The following is a 15,195-nucleotide window of genomic DNA, read 5'->3' as shown; positions in this document are numbered from 1 at the left end:
TCAATGGGAAATGGCGGATTTCACCCATAAAAACCCCTTTTGTTTTCGGAGACAATCCAGGCGATGAACCCATCCCCCTCGAATGCTGCCGCGACCGCGCCGCCACCACGGCTGCAACTGACGGGCATCACCAAGCGCTACCCGGCGGTGGTGGCCAACGACGGCATCTCGCTCACGGTGCAGCCGGGCGAAGTCCATGCCGTGCTGGGCGAGAACGGCGCCGGCAAGTCCACGCTGATGAAGATCATCTACGGCGCCACCCAGCCCGACGCGGGCAGCGTGCTGTTCGATGGCCAGCCCGTGCAGGTCAGGAACCCGCAGGAGGCGCGCGAGCTGGGCATCGCCATGGTGTTCCAGCATTTCAGCCTGTTCGACACGCTCACCGTGGCCGAGAACGTCTGGCTGGGCCTGGACAGGCGCCTGGCGCTGGCCGAAGTCGCCCGGCGCATCACCGACAAGGCGGCCGAGTACGGCCTGGACATCGACCCGCAGCGCCCGGTGCATACGCTGTCGGTAGGCGAGATGCAGCGCGTGGAAATCATCCGCGCGCTGCTCACCAACCCACGCCTGTTGATCCTGGACGAGCCGACCTCGGTGCTCACGCCGCAGGCCGTGGACAAGCTGTTTGTGGTGCTGCGCCAGCTCAGCCAGGAGGGCTGCTCCATCCTGTACATCAGCCACAAGCTGCACGAGATCCGCGAGCTGTGCAGCGCCTGCACGGTGGTGCGCGGGGGCAAGGTCACGGGCGTATGCAACCCCATGCAGGAGTCCAACGCCTCGCTGTCGCGCCTGATGATCGGCGCCGAGCCGCCGGCGCTCACGCACCACCAAGTGGCGCTGGGCGACCTGGTGCTGGCGGCGCACGGCCTGTCGCTGCCGGCGGACGATCCGTTTGGCGTGCCGCTGGTCAGCATCGACCTGGAAGTGCGCGCTGGCGAGGTGGTGGGCATCGCCGGCATCTCGGGCAACGGGCAAAAGGAGTTGCTCTACGCCCTGTCGGGCGAGGACACGCGGGCGCGAGCCGAGATGGTCGTGCTGGCCGGGCGGCCTGCCGGGCGGCTGGCGCCGCGCGCGCGCCGGGCGCTGGGCCTGCACTTCGTGCCCGAGGAGCGCCTGGGGCGCGGCGCCGTGCCGACCATGAGCCTGGCGCACAACCTGCTGCTCACGCGCGGCAACGCCGTGGGCCGGGGCGGCTGGCTGCACATGCGCGAGTTGCAGCACCAGGCGCGCACCATCATTGGCCGCTTCAACGTCAAGGCGGGCGGGCCGGATGCGCCGGCCAGGTCGCTGTCGGGCGGCAACCTGCAGAAATTCATCGTCGGGCGCGAGATCGATGCCAGGCCTAAGCTGCTCATCGTCTCGCAGCCGACCTGGGGCGTGGACGTGGGTGCGGCGGCGCAGATCCGCGGCGAGATCCTGAAGCTGCGCGATGCCGGCTGCGCCGTGCTGGTGGTCAGCGAGGAGCTGGACGAATTGTTCGAGATCTGCGATCGCCTGCACGTGCTGGCCAAGGGGCGCCTGTCGCCCTCGGTGCCGCGTGCCGAGGCCAGCGTGGAGCGCATCGGCGAGTGGATGAGCGGCCTGTGGCACGCCGAGGTGCAGGAGCACCTGGGCCGCAGCCGGGAACAGGGGGCAGGCCATGCTCAAGCTTGAAGCGCGGCCCCAGGCCTCGCGCGTGTGGACGTATGCCTCGCCGCTGCTGGCGCTGGCCATCACGGTGGCCATCGGCGTGACCTTGTTCGTGCTGCTGGGCAAGGATCCGGTGCGCGGGCTGCAGGTCTTTTTCTGGGAGCCGGTCAAGTCGGCCTACGCGCTGGGCGAGCTGGCCGTGAAGGCCACGCCGCTGCTGCTGGTAGCGCTGGGCCTGGCGGTGTGCTTTCGCTCCAACGTCTGGAACATCGGCGCCGAGGGGCAGTTCGTGCTGGGCGCAGTAGCCGCCGGCGGCATGGCGCTGCTGGCGGACAAGGGCACGGGGCCGTGGATCATCCCGGCCATCTTGCTGGCCGGCGTGCTGGGCGGCATGGCCTGGGCAGGCATCGTGGCTTTCCTGCGCGACCGCTACAACGCCAACGAGATCCTGGTCAGCCTGATGCTGGTCTATGTCGCCATCTTGCTGCTGGGCTACCTGGTCTATGGGCCGTGGAAGGATCCCATGGGCTACAACTTCCCGCAGACGCGCATGTTCGAGCGGGTGACGCAGATCCCGAAGCTGTTTGCCGGCTCGCGCGTGACCATCGGGCTGCCGCTGGCGCTCGTGGGCAGCGCGCTGCTGTGGCTGTTCCTGTTTCGCACGCGTGCCGGCTTTGCCCTGCAGGTGGGCGGGCTGGCGCCGGCGGCGGCGCGCTATGCGGGCTTTTCCTCGCGCCGGGCGCTGTGGATGGCGCTGCTCATCTCCGGCGGCACCGCCGGGCTGGCGGGAGCGTTGGAAGTCGCCGGGCCGATCGGCCAGCTCACGCCCTATGTGCCGGCGGGCTACGGCTTTGCCGCCATCATCGTTGCCTTCGTGGGGCGGCTGCATCCGGTGGGCATGGTGCTGTCGGCTGTTCTGATGAGCATGTTCTACATCGGCGGCGAGCTGGCGCAGTCGCGCCTGGGGCTGCCCAAGTCGCTCACCGGCGTGTTCCAGGGCCTGCTGCTGTTCACGCTGCTGGCGTGCGATACCTTGATTGCCTACCGCGTGCGCTGGGTCGGCACCAAACGCGGAGGGCAGGGGTGATGGAATCCTATGCATTGCTGCTGGGCGCCACGCTCAGCGCCGGCACGGTGCTGGCACTGGCCTCGCTGGGCCTGCTCATCAACGAAAAGGCCGGCATCGTCAACCTGGGCGCCGAGGGCATGATGCTGTGCGCCGCCGTGGCGGCCTTTGCCACCGTGGTGCATACGGGCAGCTTTGCCCTGGGCCTGGTGGCCGGCATGGCGGCCGGGGCGCTGCTGGCGGCGCTGTTCGGCGTGCTGGTCATCTGGTTCAACACCAACCAGTACGCCACGGGGCTGGCGCTGTCCATCTTCGGCGTGGGCTTTTCGGCCTTTGCCGGCATCGGCTACGTGCAGGCCAAGCTGCCGACCACGCCCAAGTTTTCCTGGCCGGGGCTGGCCGATCTGCCGGTGCTCGGCCCGGCGCTGGGCACGCTGCACCCGCTGGTCTATCTGACCATGCTGCTGGCCGCCGCCCTGGTGTGGTTTCTGTACCGCACGCGCGCCGGGCTGGTGCTGCGCTCGGTGGGCGAATCGCCCGAGTCGGCGCACGCGCTGGGCTATCCGGTGCGGCGCATCCGCCTGGGCGCCGTGGCGGCGGGCGGGGCGCTGTGCGGGCTGGCCGGGGCCTATATCTCCACCGTCTATACGCCGCTGTGGGTCGAGGGCATGGTGGCCGGGCGCGGCTGGATCGCGCTGGCGCTGACCACCTTCGCCACCTGGCGGCCAGCGCGCGTGCTGCTGGGCGCCTACCTGTTCGGCGGCGTGACCATGCTGCAGTTCCATCTGCAGGCCTCGGGCGTGCAGGTGGCCAGCCAGCTGCTGTCCATGCTGCCCTATGTGGCCACCATCGTGGTGCTGGTGCTGATCTCGCGCAACCCGGTGTGGATTCGTGCGAACATGCCGGCCTCGCTGGGCCGGCCCTTCCACCCGGGTGGCTAGGCGCGCTCCCGGTCTGCGGTTCTTCGCTCCCCTGTTTCCTTTCTTTCCTCTCAGATCCATGAAGCCCATGAACAAACGATCCCTGCTCAAGGCGGCTGCCTTGTCGGCCCTCGCTGCGGCAGCCCTGGCCGGCTGCGGCAAGAAGGACGAGGCGCCCGCGCCTGCCGCTGCTGCGCCCGAGCCGGCCCCGGCTGCCGCGCCTGCCGCCGACAAACTCAAGATCGGCTTCATGTATGTCAGCCCCATCGGCGACGGCGGCTGGACGTTCCAGCACGACCTGGGCCGCAAGGCCATCCAGGACAAGTTCGGCGACCGCATCGAGACGTCCTTCGTCGAGAGCGTGCCCGAGAGCGCCGACAGCGAGCGCGTCATGCGTGACATGGCGGGCCAGGGCAACAAGCTGATCTTTGCCACCAGCTTCGGCTACCAGGAGTTCGTGCAGAAGGTCGCCGCCGACCTGCCCGACGTGAAGTTCGAGCACGCCACCGGCTACAAGCAGCAGGACAACGTCGCCACCTACGACACCAAGACCTTCGAGGGTGCGTATCTGGCCGGCATCGTCGCCGGCGGCATGAGCAAGACCAAGACCGTGGGCGTGGTGGCCTCGGTGCCGATTCCCGAGGTGGTGCGCAACATCAACAGCTTCGTGCTGGGCGCGCAAAGCGTCGATCCAGCCATCAAGGCCAAGGTGGTCTGGGTCAACGAGTGGTTCAGCCCGCCCAAGGAGGCCGAGGCAGCGGCGTCGCTCATCAACGGCGGCGTGGACGTCATGTACCAGAACACCAACTCGCCCGCCGTGCTGAAAACCGCCGAGGAGCGCGGCGCACGCGCTTTCGGCAAGGACGGCGACATGAGCAGCTTCGCGCCCAAGGCGCACCTGGGCTCGGCGGTGATCGACTGGACGCCCTACTACACCAAGGTGGTCGAGGACACGCTGGCCGGCAACTGGCCGCAGGGCAACTACTGGTGGGGCGTCAAGGAAGGCGCCATCGACCTGCTCAAGATCGCCGACGACGTGCCGCAGGACATCCGCGATCGCGTGGCCAAGGCGCGCGATGGCCTGAAGGACGGCAGCTTTGCCGTCTGGACTGGCCCCATCCAGGACAACGCCGGCAAGGAGCTGCTCACGGCCGGCCAGGTGGCGGACGAGAAATTCCTCACCGGCATCAACTTCTTCGTTGCCGGTGTCGAGGGCAAGGTGCCCGGCACCGAGGGCAAGTAAGCACTGCCAGGCACTGCCGCACCGTTCATCGCATCTCCCGCATCTCCTGTGTGCCTCGTCCCATCACCATTCAACGAAGGACTGCCCCATGACTGATCTGCACAAGCGTTCCCTGCTCCAACTCGCCGCCGCCACGGCGCTGGCCGCCACCGCCCTGGTGGGCTGCGGCAAGAAGGAGGAGCCGGCGCCCGCGCCCGCTCCCGAGCCGGCCCCGGCGGCGGCGGCAGCGCCTGCCGAGCCGCTGAAGATCGGCTTTGCCTACATCGGCCCGGTGGGCGATGGCGGCTGGACGTTTGCCCACGACCAGGCGCGCAAGAAGCTCGAAGCCGAGTTCGGCGACAAGATCCAGACCATGTACGTGGAGAGCGTGCCCGAGGGGCCGGACGCCGAGCGCGTGCTGCGCGACATCATCGGCCAGGGCAACAAGCTGGTCTTCGGCACCACCTTCGGCTATATGGACACCATCCAGAAGCTGGGCGAGGAGTTCCCGGACGTGCGCTTCGAGCACGCCACGGGCTACAAGACGCGCGAGAACGTGCGCACCTACGACAGCCGCACCTACGAGGGCGCCTACCTGGCCGGCATCATCGCCGGCGGCATGACCAAGACCAATACGCTGGGCGTGGTCGGCTCGGTGCCGATTCCCGAAGTGCTGCGCAACCTCAACAGCTTCACCCTGGGTGCGCTGAGCGTGAACCCCGACATCAAGACCAAGGTGGTCTGGGTCAACGAGTGGTTCAGCCCGCCCAAGGAGACCGAGGCCGCGACCTCGCTGATCAACGGCGGCGCCGACGTGCTGTTCCAGAACACCGACTCGCCCGCCGTGCTCAAGACCGCCGAGGAAAAGGGCAAGCGCGCCTTCGGCTGGGACTCGGACATGACCGCCTACGGCCCCAAGGCGCACCTGGGCTCGGCCGTCATCGACTGGGTGCCGTACTACACCAAGGCCATCAACGATGCGCTCAACGGCACCTGGACGACCGGCCAGGCCTGGTGGGGTGTCAAGGAAGGCGCCATCGACCTGGTGTCCATCGCCGAGGATGTGCCCGCCGAGCTCAAGGCCAAGGTCGAGGAGGCCAGGCAAGGCCTCAAGGACGGCACGCTGGTCATCTGGAAAGGCCCGCTGGCCGACAACACCGGCAAGGAAGTGCTGGCCGGTGACGCTGCGGCGGACGACAAGTTCCTGACCAGCATCAACTTCTACGTCAAGGGCGTGGAAGGCCAGGTGCCCGGCGCCAAGTAAGCCGGCGCTGCAGCCTGCAGGCGCCCTCTGCGGTTCTCCCGGGGGCGCCACCTCACACGGCACGCCGCCTTGCTGTTTCCGGGGCGGCGTGCCTTTTTCTTGCCTGCCCACTGCCATGCCCCAGCCGCCGTCCCTGCCCCAGCAGCATCCCGAACGGGCCGTGCTGCACAACGAAGTCCATGCCCGGCCACCCGAGTCGCTCACGGCGCCGCTGGCGCTGACGCACTTCGTCATGTGGACGGATGCTGCCGAGCGCGAGGCCAGCCGCGCGCATCTGGCGGCGCTGCTGCGCGACCAGCACCAGCCCCTGCCGGACGCCCAGTGCATCCACCTGCGCGTCGATCTGGGCGCCTACCGGCTGCGCTGGGAGCTGCACACCGAGTTCGTCACCTGGACGTTCACCAGCGTGCTGCCCGCCGCCGAGTACGGCGCACGCGAACCCGATGCCGCCATCCAGGCTGTGCCCAAAGACTGGCTGGCGCAATTGCCGGGCCGCGCCCTGAGCGCCCTGCATCTGTGGGTGCTGCCGGCCTCCAGCGTGCCCGAGGGCGCGCAGCTCATGCGCAGTGCGCTGCGCGAGGACAACTTGGTGGCTTCCACCGTGGCCGACGGTTATGGCGAGCTGTACACCGACTTCTGCATCCACGCCGATGGCTATTCGCGCATGGTGCTGCTGACGGGCAGCCTGACGCCGCGCCGCCTGGGCCGGCTCGTGCTGCGCCTGCTGGAGATCGAGACCTACCGCATGGCCGCCATGCTGGGCCTGCCGGCAGCGCGCGCCGCCGGGCGCGAGCTGGCGCTGGCCGAGGGCGAGTTGGCCGCGCTGGCCGAGGCCATCCGCAGCGCCAGCCGCAACGACGAACCCGAGCTGCTCGACCGCCTGACCCGCCTGGCCGGCAAGGTCGAGAGCCAGTACGCTGCCACGCACTCGCGCTTTTCCGCCAGCCGGGCGTATTTCGAGCTGCTGGACAAGCGCATCCAGGACATTGCCGAGTCGCGCCTGGCCGGGATGCAGACGGTGCGCGAGTTCATGGACAGGCGCCTGTCGCCGGCGCGCGCCACCTGCGAATGGGCGGCGCGCCGGCAGGATGCGCTGTCGCAGCGCGTCTCGCGCATCAGCAACCTGCTGCGCACGCGCGTGGAGATCGAGCAGCAGCAAAGCGCCCAGGCGCTGCTGGCCACCATGAACCAGCGCCAGGGCCTGCAGCTCAAACTGCAGTCCACCGTGGAGGGCCTGTCGGTGGCGGCCATCACCTACTACATCGTCGGCCTGGTCAGCTATCTGGCCCGTGGCGCGCAGGGCCTGGGCTGGCCGCTGGCGCCCGAGACCACGGCGGCGCTGGCCATCCCGGTGGTGGCCGGCTCGGTGTGGTGGTCGCTGCGGCGGCTGCACCACCGCATGTTCGGTGCGTCGCGCCATTGACCATCCATCCGTTTCGGCATTTGTCCAGGAGGCTGCCATGTTCACACCCCCGCCCATTGCCCGCGACCGCCTGCCGGCGCTGCTGGCCGCCATGCCCAAGGCCGAGCTGCACATCCACATCGAAGGCTCGCTGGAGCCGGAGATGATCTTTGCCCTGGCACAGCGAAACGGCGTGGCGCTGCCGTATGCCAGCGTCGAGCAGTTGCGCCGGGCCTACGATTTCAGCGATTTGCAGAGCTTTCTGGACATCTACTACGCCGGCGCCAGCGTGCTGCTGCATGAGCAGGATTTCTACGACATGGCCCGCGCCTATCTTGCGCGGGCAGCTATGGAAAATGTAGTACACGCAGAAATCTTCTTCGACCCGCAGACGCACACCGCACGCGGCGTCGGCATGGAGACCGTGATCAGGGGCCTGCACCGCGCCTGCGCGGACGCCCGCGCCGAACTGGGCATTTCCGCCTCGCTGATCCTGTGCTTTCTGCGCCACCTGAGCGAAGAAGATGCCTTTGCCACGCTGGAGCAGGCCATGCCTTTTCTGGACCAGTTCATCGGCGTGGGGCTGGACAGCAGCGAGGTCGGCCATCCGCCGGAAAAGTTCGCCCGCGTCTTTGCGCGCTGCCGCGAGCTGGGCCTGCACCTGGTCGCGCACGCTGGCGAGGAGGGGCCGCCGGCGTACATCTGGAGTGCGCTGGATGTGCTCGGGGCCGAGCGTATCGACCACGGCGTGCAGGCCGTGCATGACACGGCGTTGATGCGCCGGCTGGCCGACGAGCGCATTGCGCTCACGGTGTGCCCCCTGTCCAACCTCAAGCTGCGCGTGTTCCCGCAGCTGTCGCAGCACAACCTGAAGCGCCTGCTGGACGCGGGGCTGGTGGCGACGGTGAATTCGGACGACCCGGCGTACTTCGGCGGCTATCTGAACCAGAACTTCACCGAGGTCTTCGCTGCTTTGCCGCAGCTCGATGCGCGCGACGCCTGGCAACTGGCGCACAACAGCTTCGCCGCCAGCTTCGCGCCCGAGGCCCAGCGCCGCGCCTGGCAGGATCGCCTGGCCGAGTGCTTCGCGCAGCACGCCGGCAATTGATGCGACAAAGCCCCGCACGGGCGGGGCTTTGCCGCTAAATTGATAGCTGTCAGCGCTTGTCTGGCAAGGGTTTGAGCCAGATTTGACTGATATTTTGCGCTGGTTCAGTGCAGCGTCAATGCGCCGGCACTCTTGCTCTTGCCGGCGCGTGCCGGCGGATTGCACAAGCCGCAGGTGTAGTGGCGGTTCTCGTACAGCTCGGAGACGAACTGGCCCTTGCACTGCGAGCACTGGGTGCGCGTGAGCATCCCGGCATCGACGAACTTGACCAGCCGCCAGGCGCGCGTGAAGGACAGCAGCGGCTCGATCTCGGCAGCTGCCACCTGCTCGTTGTACAGGCGGTAGGCGCGCGTGAGCAGTTCCACCGAGTCCAGCGCCACGCCCTTGGACAGGTATTCGTAGATGTTCAGGAACAGCGAGCTGTGGATGTTTTCCTGCCAGGTCAGGAACCAGTCGGTGGAAAACGGCAGCTGGCCCTTGGAGGGCGACTTGCCCGCCACTTCCTTGTACAGCCGGATCAGGCGTTCGTAGGACAGCGTGGTCTCGGATTCGAGCACCTGCATACGCGCACCCATTTCGATCAACATCACGGCGCGCTCGATCTGGCGGGCATCGTTGAGAACACTCTTGGCCACGCTCTTGGCGCTTGGGGCGCTCTTGGCAGGCGCGGTGGGCGTGGCAGTTGCGGCGGGTGCAGTCATGGCAGGCTTTCGGCGGGAACAGACGGGACGCAGAGGGCAGGGCGCAGGGCTGGGCGGGCGGCGCAGCGCCTCACAGCACTTCGGTGACGCGGCTGGCCATCAGGATGTTGGCGTGCAGCGTGTTTGTGGCCTCGGCGGCCTTGCGCGGCGTGTTGTGGCTGGTCAGCAGGCTCCACACCAGCTCGTCGTCCACGCGGAAACTGCAAAGAAGGGTGTTTCGCGAGGCCAGTTTGAGGATTTGCGCCGCCGACAGGGCGGCGAGAATGTCGGCTGACTCCTCGCTCACCCCCAGGCGGAAGATGGCCTCGGCCTTGTCCTGGCGGATCAGGTTCTGAGCCAGCATCAGATAGGTCAGATTGGTTTCGCGGATCTCGGCAAGCAGTTGTTCGGAGGTCATGGGTCGGTTCCTTTGCAGCAGCGATTCAGGCGTTACATGTGATTGCATGAGTTGCCTCGATTCGATGAACTGGATTGTGAAACCGGCGCTTTAGAAAATTAAGTCGGAATCTGGATGTGGGTCTTGTCTGGTTGTCGGATGGGTCTTGTAGGAATTTGCCTTACAAGGCTGTCAGGCCCCGGCCCAGGCGGCCAGGCGAAAAAAACGGGCACCAAGGCCCGTTCTCTTGTGTTCGGTGGCTGACGCTGCTGTCAGCTGGCATCCCCCATCTGCGACTGCAGGTAGTTCTGCAGGCCTACGTCCTCAATCAGGCTCAGCTGGGTTTCCAGGTAGTCGATGTGCTCCTCGGTGTCCTTGAGGATGTCTTCCAGCAGGGCGCGCGAGACGTAGTCGCGCACCGACTCGCAGTAGGCGATGCCTTCCTTGACCGTGGCCTGCGCGCCGCGCTCGGAGCGCAGGTCGCACTCCAGGATTTCCGGCACGTCCTCGCCGACCTGCAGCTTGGCCAGATCCTGCAGGTTGGGCAGGCCATCGAGCATGAAGATGCGATCCATCAGCCGGTCGGCGTGCTTCATCTCGCCGATGGACTCGTCGTACTCGCGCTTGGCCAGCTTGGTAAAGCCCCAATGCTTGAGCATCCGGTAGTGCAGAAAGTACTGGTTGATGGCCGTCAGCTCGTTCTTGAGCTGGGCCTGCAGGTGGGCAATGACCTGGGGGTCGCCGTTCATGGTGCTTCTCCTTTTCAGCAATGGGCAGTGGATGGTGGGCCATTGTCATGACCCCGGCGTCTTGCGGCAAGCAATGGCCTTGCGCCATGATTCACGGCTGGCGGCGGTCAGGCTGGCGGAAATCTGGAAATAGAAATAAACTATCAAACTTATTCCATCAATAAATTGGATTTATTGATCGGAACCGCCTAGACTTCAGTCTCGCTTCATTCATCAACCAACCGAGAGGAAACGCAATGTCCGTGCTCAACACCACTATCAAGCCCTTCAAGACGCAGGCCTACAAGGATGGCAAGTTCATCGAAGTGACCGAAAAGGACGTCCTGGGCAAGTGGGCCGTGTTCTTCTTCTACCCTGCCGATTTCACCTTCGTGTGCCCGACCGAGCTGGGCGACGTGGCCGACCACTACGACGAGCTGCAGAAGATGGGCGTCGAGGTCTATTCCGTCTCCACCGACACGCACTTCGTGCATAAGGCCTGGCACGACGCCTCCGACACCATCCGCAAGATCAAGTACACCATGCTGGGTGACCCGAGCTGGCAGATCAGCCAGAACTTCGACTGCCTGCGCGAAGGTCAGGGCCTGGCCGATCGCGCCACCTTCATCGTCGATCCGGACGGCGTGATCCAGGCCATGGAAATCACCGCCGAGGGCATTGGCCGCAACGCCGCCGACCTGCTGCGCAAGGTCAAGGCTGCCCAGTACGTGCGCAACCACCCCGGCGAAGTCTGCCCGGCCAAGTGGGAAGAGGGCGCCAAGACGCTGGCCCCGTCGCTGGATCTGGTCGGCAAGATCTGACCGCCACGCACTTCACTTGAGTGCAGCCGCCGCTCCAGGCGGCTGCCCCAGACGCCCGGGTGCCTGGCGCCCGGGCATTTTTTTGCCCAACGAACAACCATACCGAGAGGAGTTCCCCATGCTCGACGCCAACATGCAGTCCCAACTGAAAGCCTATCTGGAGCGCCTGCAGCGCCCCGTGGAACTGGTCGCCACGCTGGATGATGGCGCCACTTCGCAGGAGCTGCGGGAGCTGCTCGATGACATCCGCAGCCTGTCCGACAGGATCACCGTGGTCGAGGCCAACGACGCGCCGGTACGCAAGCCCTCGTTCCTGATCACCAACCCGGGTGTGGATACTGGCGTGCGCTTTGCCGGCGTGCCGCTGGGCCATGAGTTCACCTCGCTGGTGCTGGCGCTGCTGCACGTGGGTGGCCATCCATCCAAGGAAGCTGCCGACTTGCTGGAGCAGGTGAAGAACCTCGAAGGCAGCTTTCACTTCGAGACCTACTATTCGCTGTCGTGCCACAACTGCCCGGATGTGGTGCAGGCGCTCAACCTGATGAGCGTGCTCAATCCCGGCATCACGCACACGGCCATCGACGGCGCCGTGTTCCAGCAGGAGATCAAGGATCGCCAGGTCATGGGCGTGCCCACGGTGTTCCTCAATGGCGAGCACTTCGGCCAGGGCCGCATGGAACTGGGCGAGATCGTCGCCCGCCTGGACAAGGGCGCTGCCGCGCGCGACGCGGCGAAGATGAACGAAAAAGAGCCCTTCGACGTGCTGGTCATCGGCGGCGGCCCGGCGGGTGCGGCGGCGGCCATCTACGCCGCGCGCAAGGGCATCCGCACCGGCATCGCCGCCGAGCGCCTGGGCGGCCAGGTGCTGGATACGCTGGACATCGAAAATTACATCTCGATCCGCAAGACCGAAGGCCCGCAGTTTGCCGCCGCGCTGGAGCGGCATGTGCGCGACTACGACGTGGACATCATGGGCCTGCAGCGCGCCAGCGCCCTGCGCCCCGCCGCCAGCCCGGGTGGCCTGATCGAGGTCGAGATGGACAACGGTGCCGTGCTGCGCGGCCGCTCGGTCATCCTGGCCACTGGCGCACGCTGGCGCAACATGGGCGTGCCGGGCGAGGACGAGTACCGCACGCGCGGCGTGGCCTACTGCCCGAGTTGCGACGGCCCGCTGTTTAAGGGCAAGCCGGTGGCAGTGATCGGCGGTGGCAACTCGGGCGTGGAGGCGGCCATCGACTTGGCTGGCGTGGTCGCGCACGTCACGCTGCTGGAGTTCGCCCCCGAGCTCAAGGCCGATGCCGTGCTGCAGCGCAAGCTGAGGAGCCTGCCCAACGTGACCATCATCGTCAACGCCCAGACCACCGAGGTCAAGGGCGACGGCCAGCGCGTCACCGGCCTGAGCTATCAGGATCGCCAGACGGGCCAATCGCACGACGTGGCGCTGGAAGGTATCTTCGTGCAGATCGGCCTGCTGCCCAACACTGACTGGCTCAAGGGCACGCTGGAGCTGACTCCCTTTGGCGAGATCGTGGTCGATGCGCGCAACCACACCAGCGTGCCGGGTGTGTTTGCTGCCGGCGACTGCACGGTCGTGCCCTACAAGCAGATCGTGATCGCGGCGGGCGAGGGCTCCAAGGCAGCGCTGTCGGCCTTCGACCACCTGATCCGCACCAGCGCACCGGCCTGACAGGCTTTGTCCGGCCAGGTTTAGTCCGGGCTGCTCTCTGGAGCATCCGGCCCGCTGCCACTCCAGGCCGCAAGCTGGATGTCCAGCGGCAGCTCATGCGCCAGGGCCGTGTGTTCGCGCTCGTGGTGGTGCTCCAGCACGTGGCGCAGGGCGTGGGCGCTGTCCACCAGCGCCAGGATGGCCTCACGGCGCTCGCGCCCGTCCTGTGGCTGCGGCCTGCACCGGGCTGCGGCGCGCACCCTGTCCAAATATTCGTCGGCTAGCAGGGCGATGCGGTCATGCTCGACCCGATAGACGCGCTCTGCCCAGCGCGCGCCCTCGGGTATGTGGGGCAGCAGCAAGGTGTTTTCGATGTCGATGTGCCGCGCCAGCGCGGTGCGCCAAAGCTGCAGCCGCTGCAGGGCGGCCTCGAAGTCGCCGCCGATGACATCCAGCAGGTGGGCGTGCAGCTGGGCGTCGAGCTGCTCGTGCTGCTGCTCGAACAACGAGGCGGTGGAGGCAGGTGCGGTAGTGCTATTCATGGCAGTGGGCGCATTCGAGTGCAGGAAAGGCCGAGTGTGCCGCCGCGCTCTTTTTGCACAATTTTTCTGTTCGTGCAGTCACTTAAGTGCGTTTCACGGAATTGGTGAATACCCTGAAAACTGGCCAGGTCGGCGGCACAATTGGCCGGCTGCATGTCCAAGAAAAAGAAGTCATCGCGGCCTGCGGGCGCCGCTCTCATTGCGTCTCTCTCTTTCCTGCGCAGCCGGCCCACTCTGGCCTTTGCCGTCGCGGTTGCCGTGGTGCAGGCCAGCAGTTGCGGCCTCGAACTTGCCTGGCTGCCTGGGCAACAGTCCAAAGCACCGACTGTCGGGCAGCCCGCGCCCGTGCCAGCGCCCATCACCCAGGGCATACAGACCCATTTTGCACAGTGCCCGCAATTTTTTCCGCCTGGCGGTATGCCCGTGGTGCCACAGCGCCCAGGCCAGGGAACGCTGCGTGAGCTGTGCTATGACAGTTTTGCCATCCTGCACAGCGGCGATACGCGCACCCCGGTGTTCGTGGCGCAGCGCCTGAACCGCAGGATGCTGGAGCAGGGCGAGGGGATCAAGCGCACCGACAGATTTTTCGCCGACGCCCGGCTGCCCGGCCGCGAGCGTGCCGAGCTGAGCGACTACAAAGGCTCCGGCTACTCGCGCGGGCACATGGCCCTGCCGGCGACATGCCCAACATGACGGCCATGGCGCAATCGTTCACGCTGGCCAACATGGTTCCGCAGGATCAGAAGCACAACGCTGGTGCCTGGGCCAGGATCGAGGCGGACACGCGCGCCTATGCCATGCGTGCCAAGGGCGATGTGTATGTCATCACCGGCCCGGTCTTCGAGCGGGGCGCGCAGCGCATTGGCCCCAACCAGGTGGCAGTGCCCTCGCACCTGTTCAAGCTGGTGCATGACCGCACGACAGGGCGTTCCTGGGTGCATTGGCAGGAAAACGCTCCCAGGAAGAAGGCAGCGCCACCGATCAGCTATCTGGAGCTGATGCAGCGCACCGGGCTTGAGTTGCTGCCGGGCAGGCCGGCAGGCCAAGTGGTCCGGCAGCCAGCCAAGCAGCCGGCCAAGGCAAGACAGGCTGCTGCAGATTGATATGCGCGGGCGTGGCTTGTCGGGTCTGGCAATGCCTCGGCTCATCCTGTTACGCAGCTGGGCGGCGCACCTACCGCCATGTCAGACCCCACTGACGGGTCGGCCCATCTCGGGAGCGCAAATTCAAGTTGCACGTTGGAATTCCCCAGCTTGCTTCTTCACTTGCCAATCCACAGGAGATCGCAATGCCTAACAACAACCCTCAGGGTCACAATCAATACACGAACAACAGCAACGCCAACAGCAGCAATAGCAACAGCAAGGGCAGCAACAACCAGAGCAACCAGTCCAATCAATCGAACCAAGGCAACAGCAACCAGTCCAACCAGGGCGGCGGACGCGGCTTTGCTTCGATGGATCCGGAGCGTCAGCGGGAAATCGCTGCCGAAGGTGGTCGTGCAGCCCACGCTTCCGGCAATGCCCATGAGTTCACCTCGCAGGAGGCACGCGAGGCAGGGGCCAAGAGCCACGGTGGCCAAGGCTCCTCGTCGCAAGGCTCCAACAACGCCCGGGGTTCGGCGAGCAGCAATTCGAACGCCAGTTCGAACAACAATCACTCCAACAACTCCAATTCCGGTAATACGCGTGGTGGCTCCAGTGAGCAACATGCCCGTGCCGGCGCACAGAGCCACAAGAACGATCGGTGA

At 66.4% G+C, this 15,195-nt stretch carries 15 protein-coding genes and 1 pseudogene; 11 read left to right on the top strand and 5 right to left on the bottom strand.

Going from position 1 to position 15,195, the window contains the following annotated elements; genetic code table 11:
- Positions 1-63: 63 nt before the first annotated feature.
- The 7 genes from IDM45_RS08820 (at position 64) to IDM45_RS08790 (ending at position 8,611) form a co-directional block, all read left to right on the top strand.
- Positions 64-1,653 carry an ABC transporter ATP-binding protein gene (locus IDM45_RS08820; RefSeq protein ID WP_209422504.1) on the top strand — a complete coding sequence of 530 codons (1,590 nt, stop codon included), beginning with the start codon at positions 64-66 and terminating at the stop codon, positions 1,651-1,653.
- A complete protein-coding gene (locus IDM45_RS08815; RefSeq protein ID WP_209422503.1) occupies positions 1,640-2,716 on the top strand; it encodes an ABC transporter permease in 1,077 nt (358 codons plus the stop codon). The genes IDM45_RS08820 and IDM45_RS08815 overlap by 14 nt, the downstream gene beginning before the upstream one ends.
- Positions 2,716-3,636: an ABC transporter permease gene (locus IDM45_RS08810; RefSeq protein ID WP_209422502.1), complete on the top strand. Its 921-nt coding sequence runs from the start codon at positions 2,716-2,718 to the stop codon at positions 3,634-3,636. Before IDM45_RS08815 ends, IDM45_RS08810 begins: the two co-directional genes overlap by 1 nt.
- Before the next feature lie 58 nt (positions 3,637-3,694).
- A complete protein-coding gene (locus IDM45_RS08805; protein WP_209422501.1) occupies positions 3,695-4,858 on the top strand; it encodes a BMP family ABC transporter substrate-binding protein in 1,164 nt (387 codons plus the stop codon).
- An 88-nt stretch (positions 4,859-4,946) separates the two neighbouring features.
- A complete protein-coding gene (locus IDM45_RS08800; protein ID WP_209422500.1) occupies positions 4,947-6,101 on the top strand; it encodes a BMP family ABC transporter substrate-binding protein in 1,155 nt (384 codons plus the stop codon).
- A 115-nt stretch (positions 6,102-6,216) separates the two neighbouring features.
- Entirely contained in the window at positions 6,217-7,524 is a 1,308-nt protein-coding gene (locus IDM45_RS08795) for a DUF3422 family protein (protein WP_209422499.1), read from the top strand.
- 37 nt (positions 7,525-7,561) lie between these two features.
- Positions 7,562-8,611: an adenosine deaminase gene (locus IDM45_RS08790; RefSeq protein ID WP_209422498.1), complete on the top strand. Its 1,050-nt coding sequence runs from the start codon at positions 7,562-7,564 to the stop codon at positions 8,609-8,611.
- Between the two features lie 104 nt (positions 8,612-8,715).
- On the opposite strand, the gene flhC is transcribed toward IDM45_RS08790, so the two are convergent.
- The 3 genes from flhC to bfr all read right to left on the bottom strand — a co-directional run bounded on the left by flhC (position 8,716) and on the right by bfr (position 10,437).
- Positions 8,716-9,312, bottom strand: coding sequence for a flagellar transcriptional regulator FlhC (flhC, locus tag IDM45_RS08785; protein ID WP_209422497.1), 597 nt, complete (start codon positions 9,310-9,312; stop codon positions 8,716-8,718).
- 70 nt (positions 9,313-9,382) lie between these two features.
- On the bottom strand, positions 9,383-9,709 hold the full coding sequence (gene flhD, locus IDM45_RS08780) for a flagellar transcriptional regulator FlhD (protein WP_209422496.1): 327 nt from the start codon (positions 9,707-9,709) through the stop codon (positions 9,383-9,385).
- Between the two features lie 251 nt (positions 9,710-9,960).
- On the bottom strand, positions 9,961-10,437 hold the full coding sequence (gene bfr / locus IDM45_RS08775; protein ID WP_209422495.1) for a bacterioferritin: 477 nt from the start codon (positions 10,435-10,437) through the stop codon (positions 9,961-9,963).
- A 236-nt stretch (positions 10,438-10,673) separates the two neighbouring features.
- Here bfr and ahpC point away from each other — a divergent pair, with 236 nt between their 5' ends.
- On the top strand, positions 10,674-11,237 hold the full coding sequence (gene ahpC, locus IDM45_RS08770; protein ID WP_209422494.1) for an alkyl hydroperoxide reductase subunit C: 564 nt from the start codon (positions 10,674-10,676) through the stop codon (positions 11,235-11,237).
- 118 nt (positions 11,238-11,355) lie between these two features.
- Positions 11,356-12,924 (top strand): alkyl hydroperoxide reductase subunit F, encoded by a 1,569-nt coding sequence (ahpF, locus tag IDM45_RS08765; RefSeq protein ID WP_209422493.1) that lies wholly within the window; start codon positions 11,356-11,358, stop codon positions 12,922-12,924.
- A gap of 20 nt (positions 12,925-12,944) precedes the next feature.
- Here the strand turns inward: ahpF and IDM45_RS08760 are convergent, their stop codons facing one another.
- Positions 12,945-13,445, bottom strand: coding sequence for a hypothetical protein (locus IDM45_RS08760; RefSeq protein WP_209422492.1), 501 nt, complete (start codon positions 13,443-13,445; stop codon positions 12,945-12,947).
- Positions 13,442-13,645 carry a hypothetical protein gene (locus IDM45_RS08755; RefSeq protein ID WP_209424196.1) on the bottom strand — a complete coding sequence of 68 codons (204 nt, stop codon included), beginning with the start codon at positions 13,643-13,645 and terminating at the stop codon, positions 13,442-13,444. Before IDM45_RS08755 ends, IDM45_RS08760 begins: the two co-directional genes overlap by 4 nt.
- Between IDM45_RS08755 and IDM45_RS08750 the strand changes: the two are divergent.
- Positions 13,599-14,548: pseudogene (locus IDM45_RS08750) on the top strand (DNA/RNA non-specific endonuclease). The gene IDM45_RS08755 and the pseudogene IDM45_RS08750 sit on opposite strands and share 47 nt — an antisense overlap.
- Before the next feature lie 185 nt (positions 14,549-14,733).
- Positions 14,734-15,195, top strand: coding sequence for a KGG domain-containing protein (locus IDM45_RS08745; protein ID WP_209422491.1), 462 nt, complete (start codon positions 14,734-14,736; stop codon positions 15,193-15,195).

It is taken from the genome of Melaminivora jejuensis (assembly GCF_017811175.1).
Taxonomy (GTDB): domain Bacteria; phylum Pseudomonadota; class Gammaproteobacteria; order Burkholderiales; family Burkholderiaceae_C; genus Melaminivora; species Melaminivora jejuensis.
The sequence above is the reverse complement of the archived record's forward strand: the minus strand, read 5'-3'. Positions and strand labels throughout refer to the sequence as shown.

What these genes read in the sequence shown, in the direction of transcription:
- IDM45_RS08820 (WP_209422504.1), top strand. Translation starts at nt 64, where the DNA reads ATGAACCCATCCCCCTCGAATGCTGCCGCGACCGCGCCGCCACCACGG.
- IDM45_RS08815 (WP_209422503.1), top strand. Translation starts at nt 1,640, where the DNA reads ATGCTCAAGCTTGAAGCGCGGCCCCAGGCCTCGCGCGTGTGGACGTAT.
- IDM45_RS08810 (WP_209422502.1), top strand. Translation starts at nt 2,716, where the DNA reads ATGGAATCCTATGCATTGCTGCTGGGCGCCACGCTCAGCGCCGGCACG.
- IDM45_RS08805 (WP_209422501.1), top strand. Translation starts at nt 3,695, where the DNA reads ATGAAGCCCATGAACAAACGATCCCTGCTCAAGGCGGCTGCCTTGTCG.
- IDM45_RS08800 (WP_209422500.1), top strand. Translation starts at nt 4,947, where the DNA reads ATGACTGATCTGCACAAGCGTTCCCTGCTCCAACTCGCCGCCGCCACG.
- IDM45_RS08795 (WP_209422499.1), top strand. Translation starts at nt 6,217, where the DNA reads ATGCCCCAGCCGCCGTCCCTGCCCCAGCAGCATCCCGAACGGGCCGTG.
- IDM45_RS08790 (WP_209422498.1), top strand. Translation starts at nt 7,562, where the DNA reads ATGTTCACACCCCCGCCCATTGCCCGCGACCGCCTGCCGGCGCTGCTG.
- flhC (WP_209422497.1), bottom strand. Translation starts at nt 9,312, where the DNA reads ATGACTGCACCCGCCGCAACTGCCACGCCCACCGCGCCTGCCAAGAGC.
- flhD (WP_209422496.1), bottom strand. Translation starts at nt 9,709, where the DNA reads ATGACCTCCGAACAACTGCTTGCCGAGATCCGCGAAACCAATCTGACC.
- bfr (WP_209422495.1), bottom strand. Translation starts at nt 10,437, where the DNA reads ATGAACGGCGACCCCCAGGTCATTGCCCACCTGCAGGCCCAGCTCAAG.
- ahpC (WP_209422494.1), top strand. Translation starts at nt 10,674, where the DNA reads ATGTCCGTGCTCAACACCACTATCAAGCCCTTCAAGACGCAGGCCTAC.
- ahpF (WP_209422493.1), top strand. Translation starts at nt 11,356, where the DNA reads ATGCTCGACGCCAACATGCAGTCCCAACTGAAAGCCTATCTGGAGCGC.
- IDM45_RS08760 (WP_209422492.1), bottom strand. Translation starts at nt 13,445, where the DNA reads ATGAATAGCACTACCGCACCTGCCTCCACCGCCTCGTTGTTCGAGCAG.
- IDM45_RS08755 (WP_209424196.1), bottom strand. Translation starts at nt 13,645, where the DNA reads ATGAGAGCGGCGCCCGCAGGCCGCGATGACTTCTTTTTCTTGGACATG.
- IDM45_RS08745 (WP_209422491.1), top strand. Translation starts at nt 14,734, where the DNA reads ATGCCTAACAACAACCCTCAGGGTCACAATCAATACACGAACAACAGC.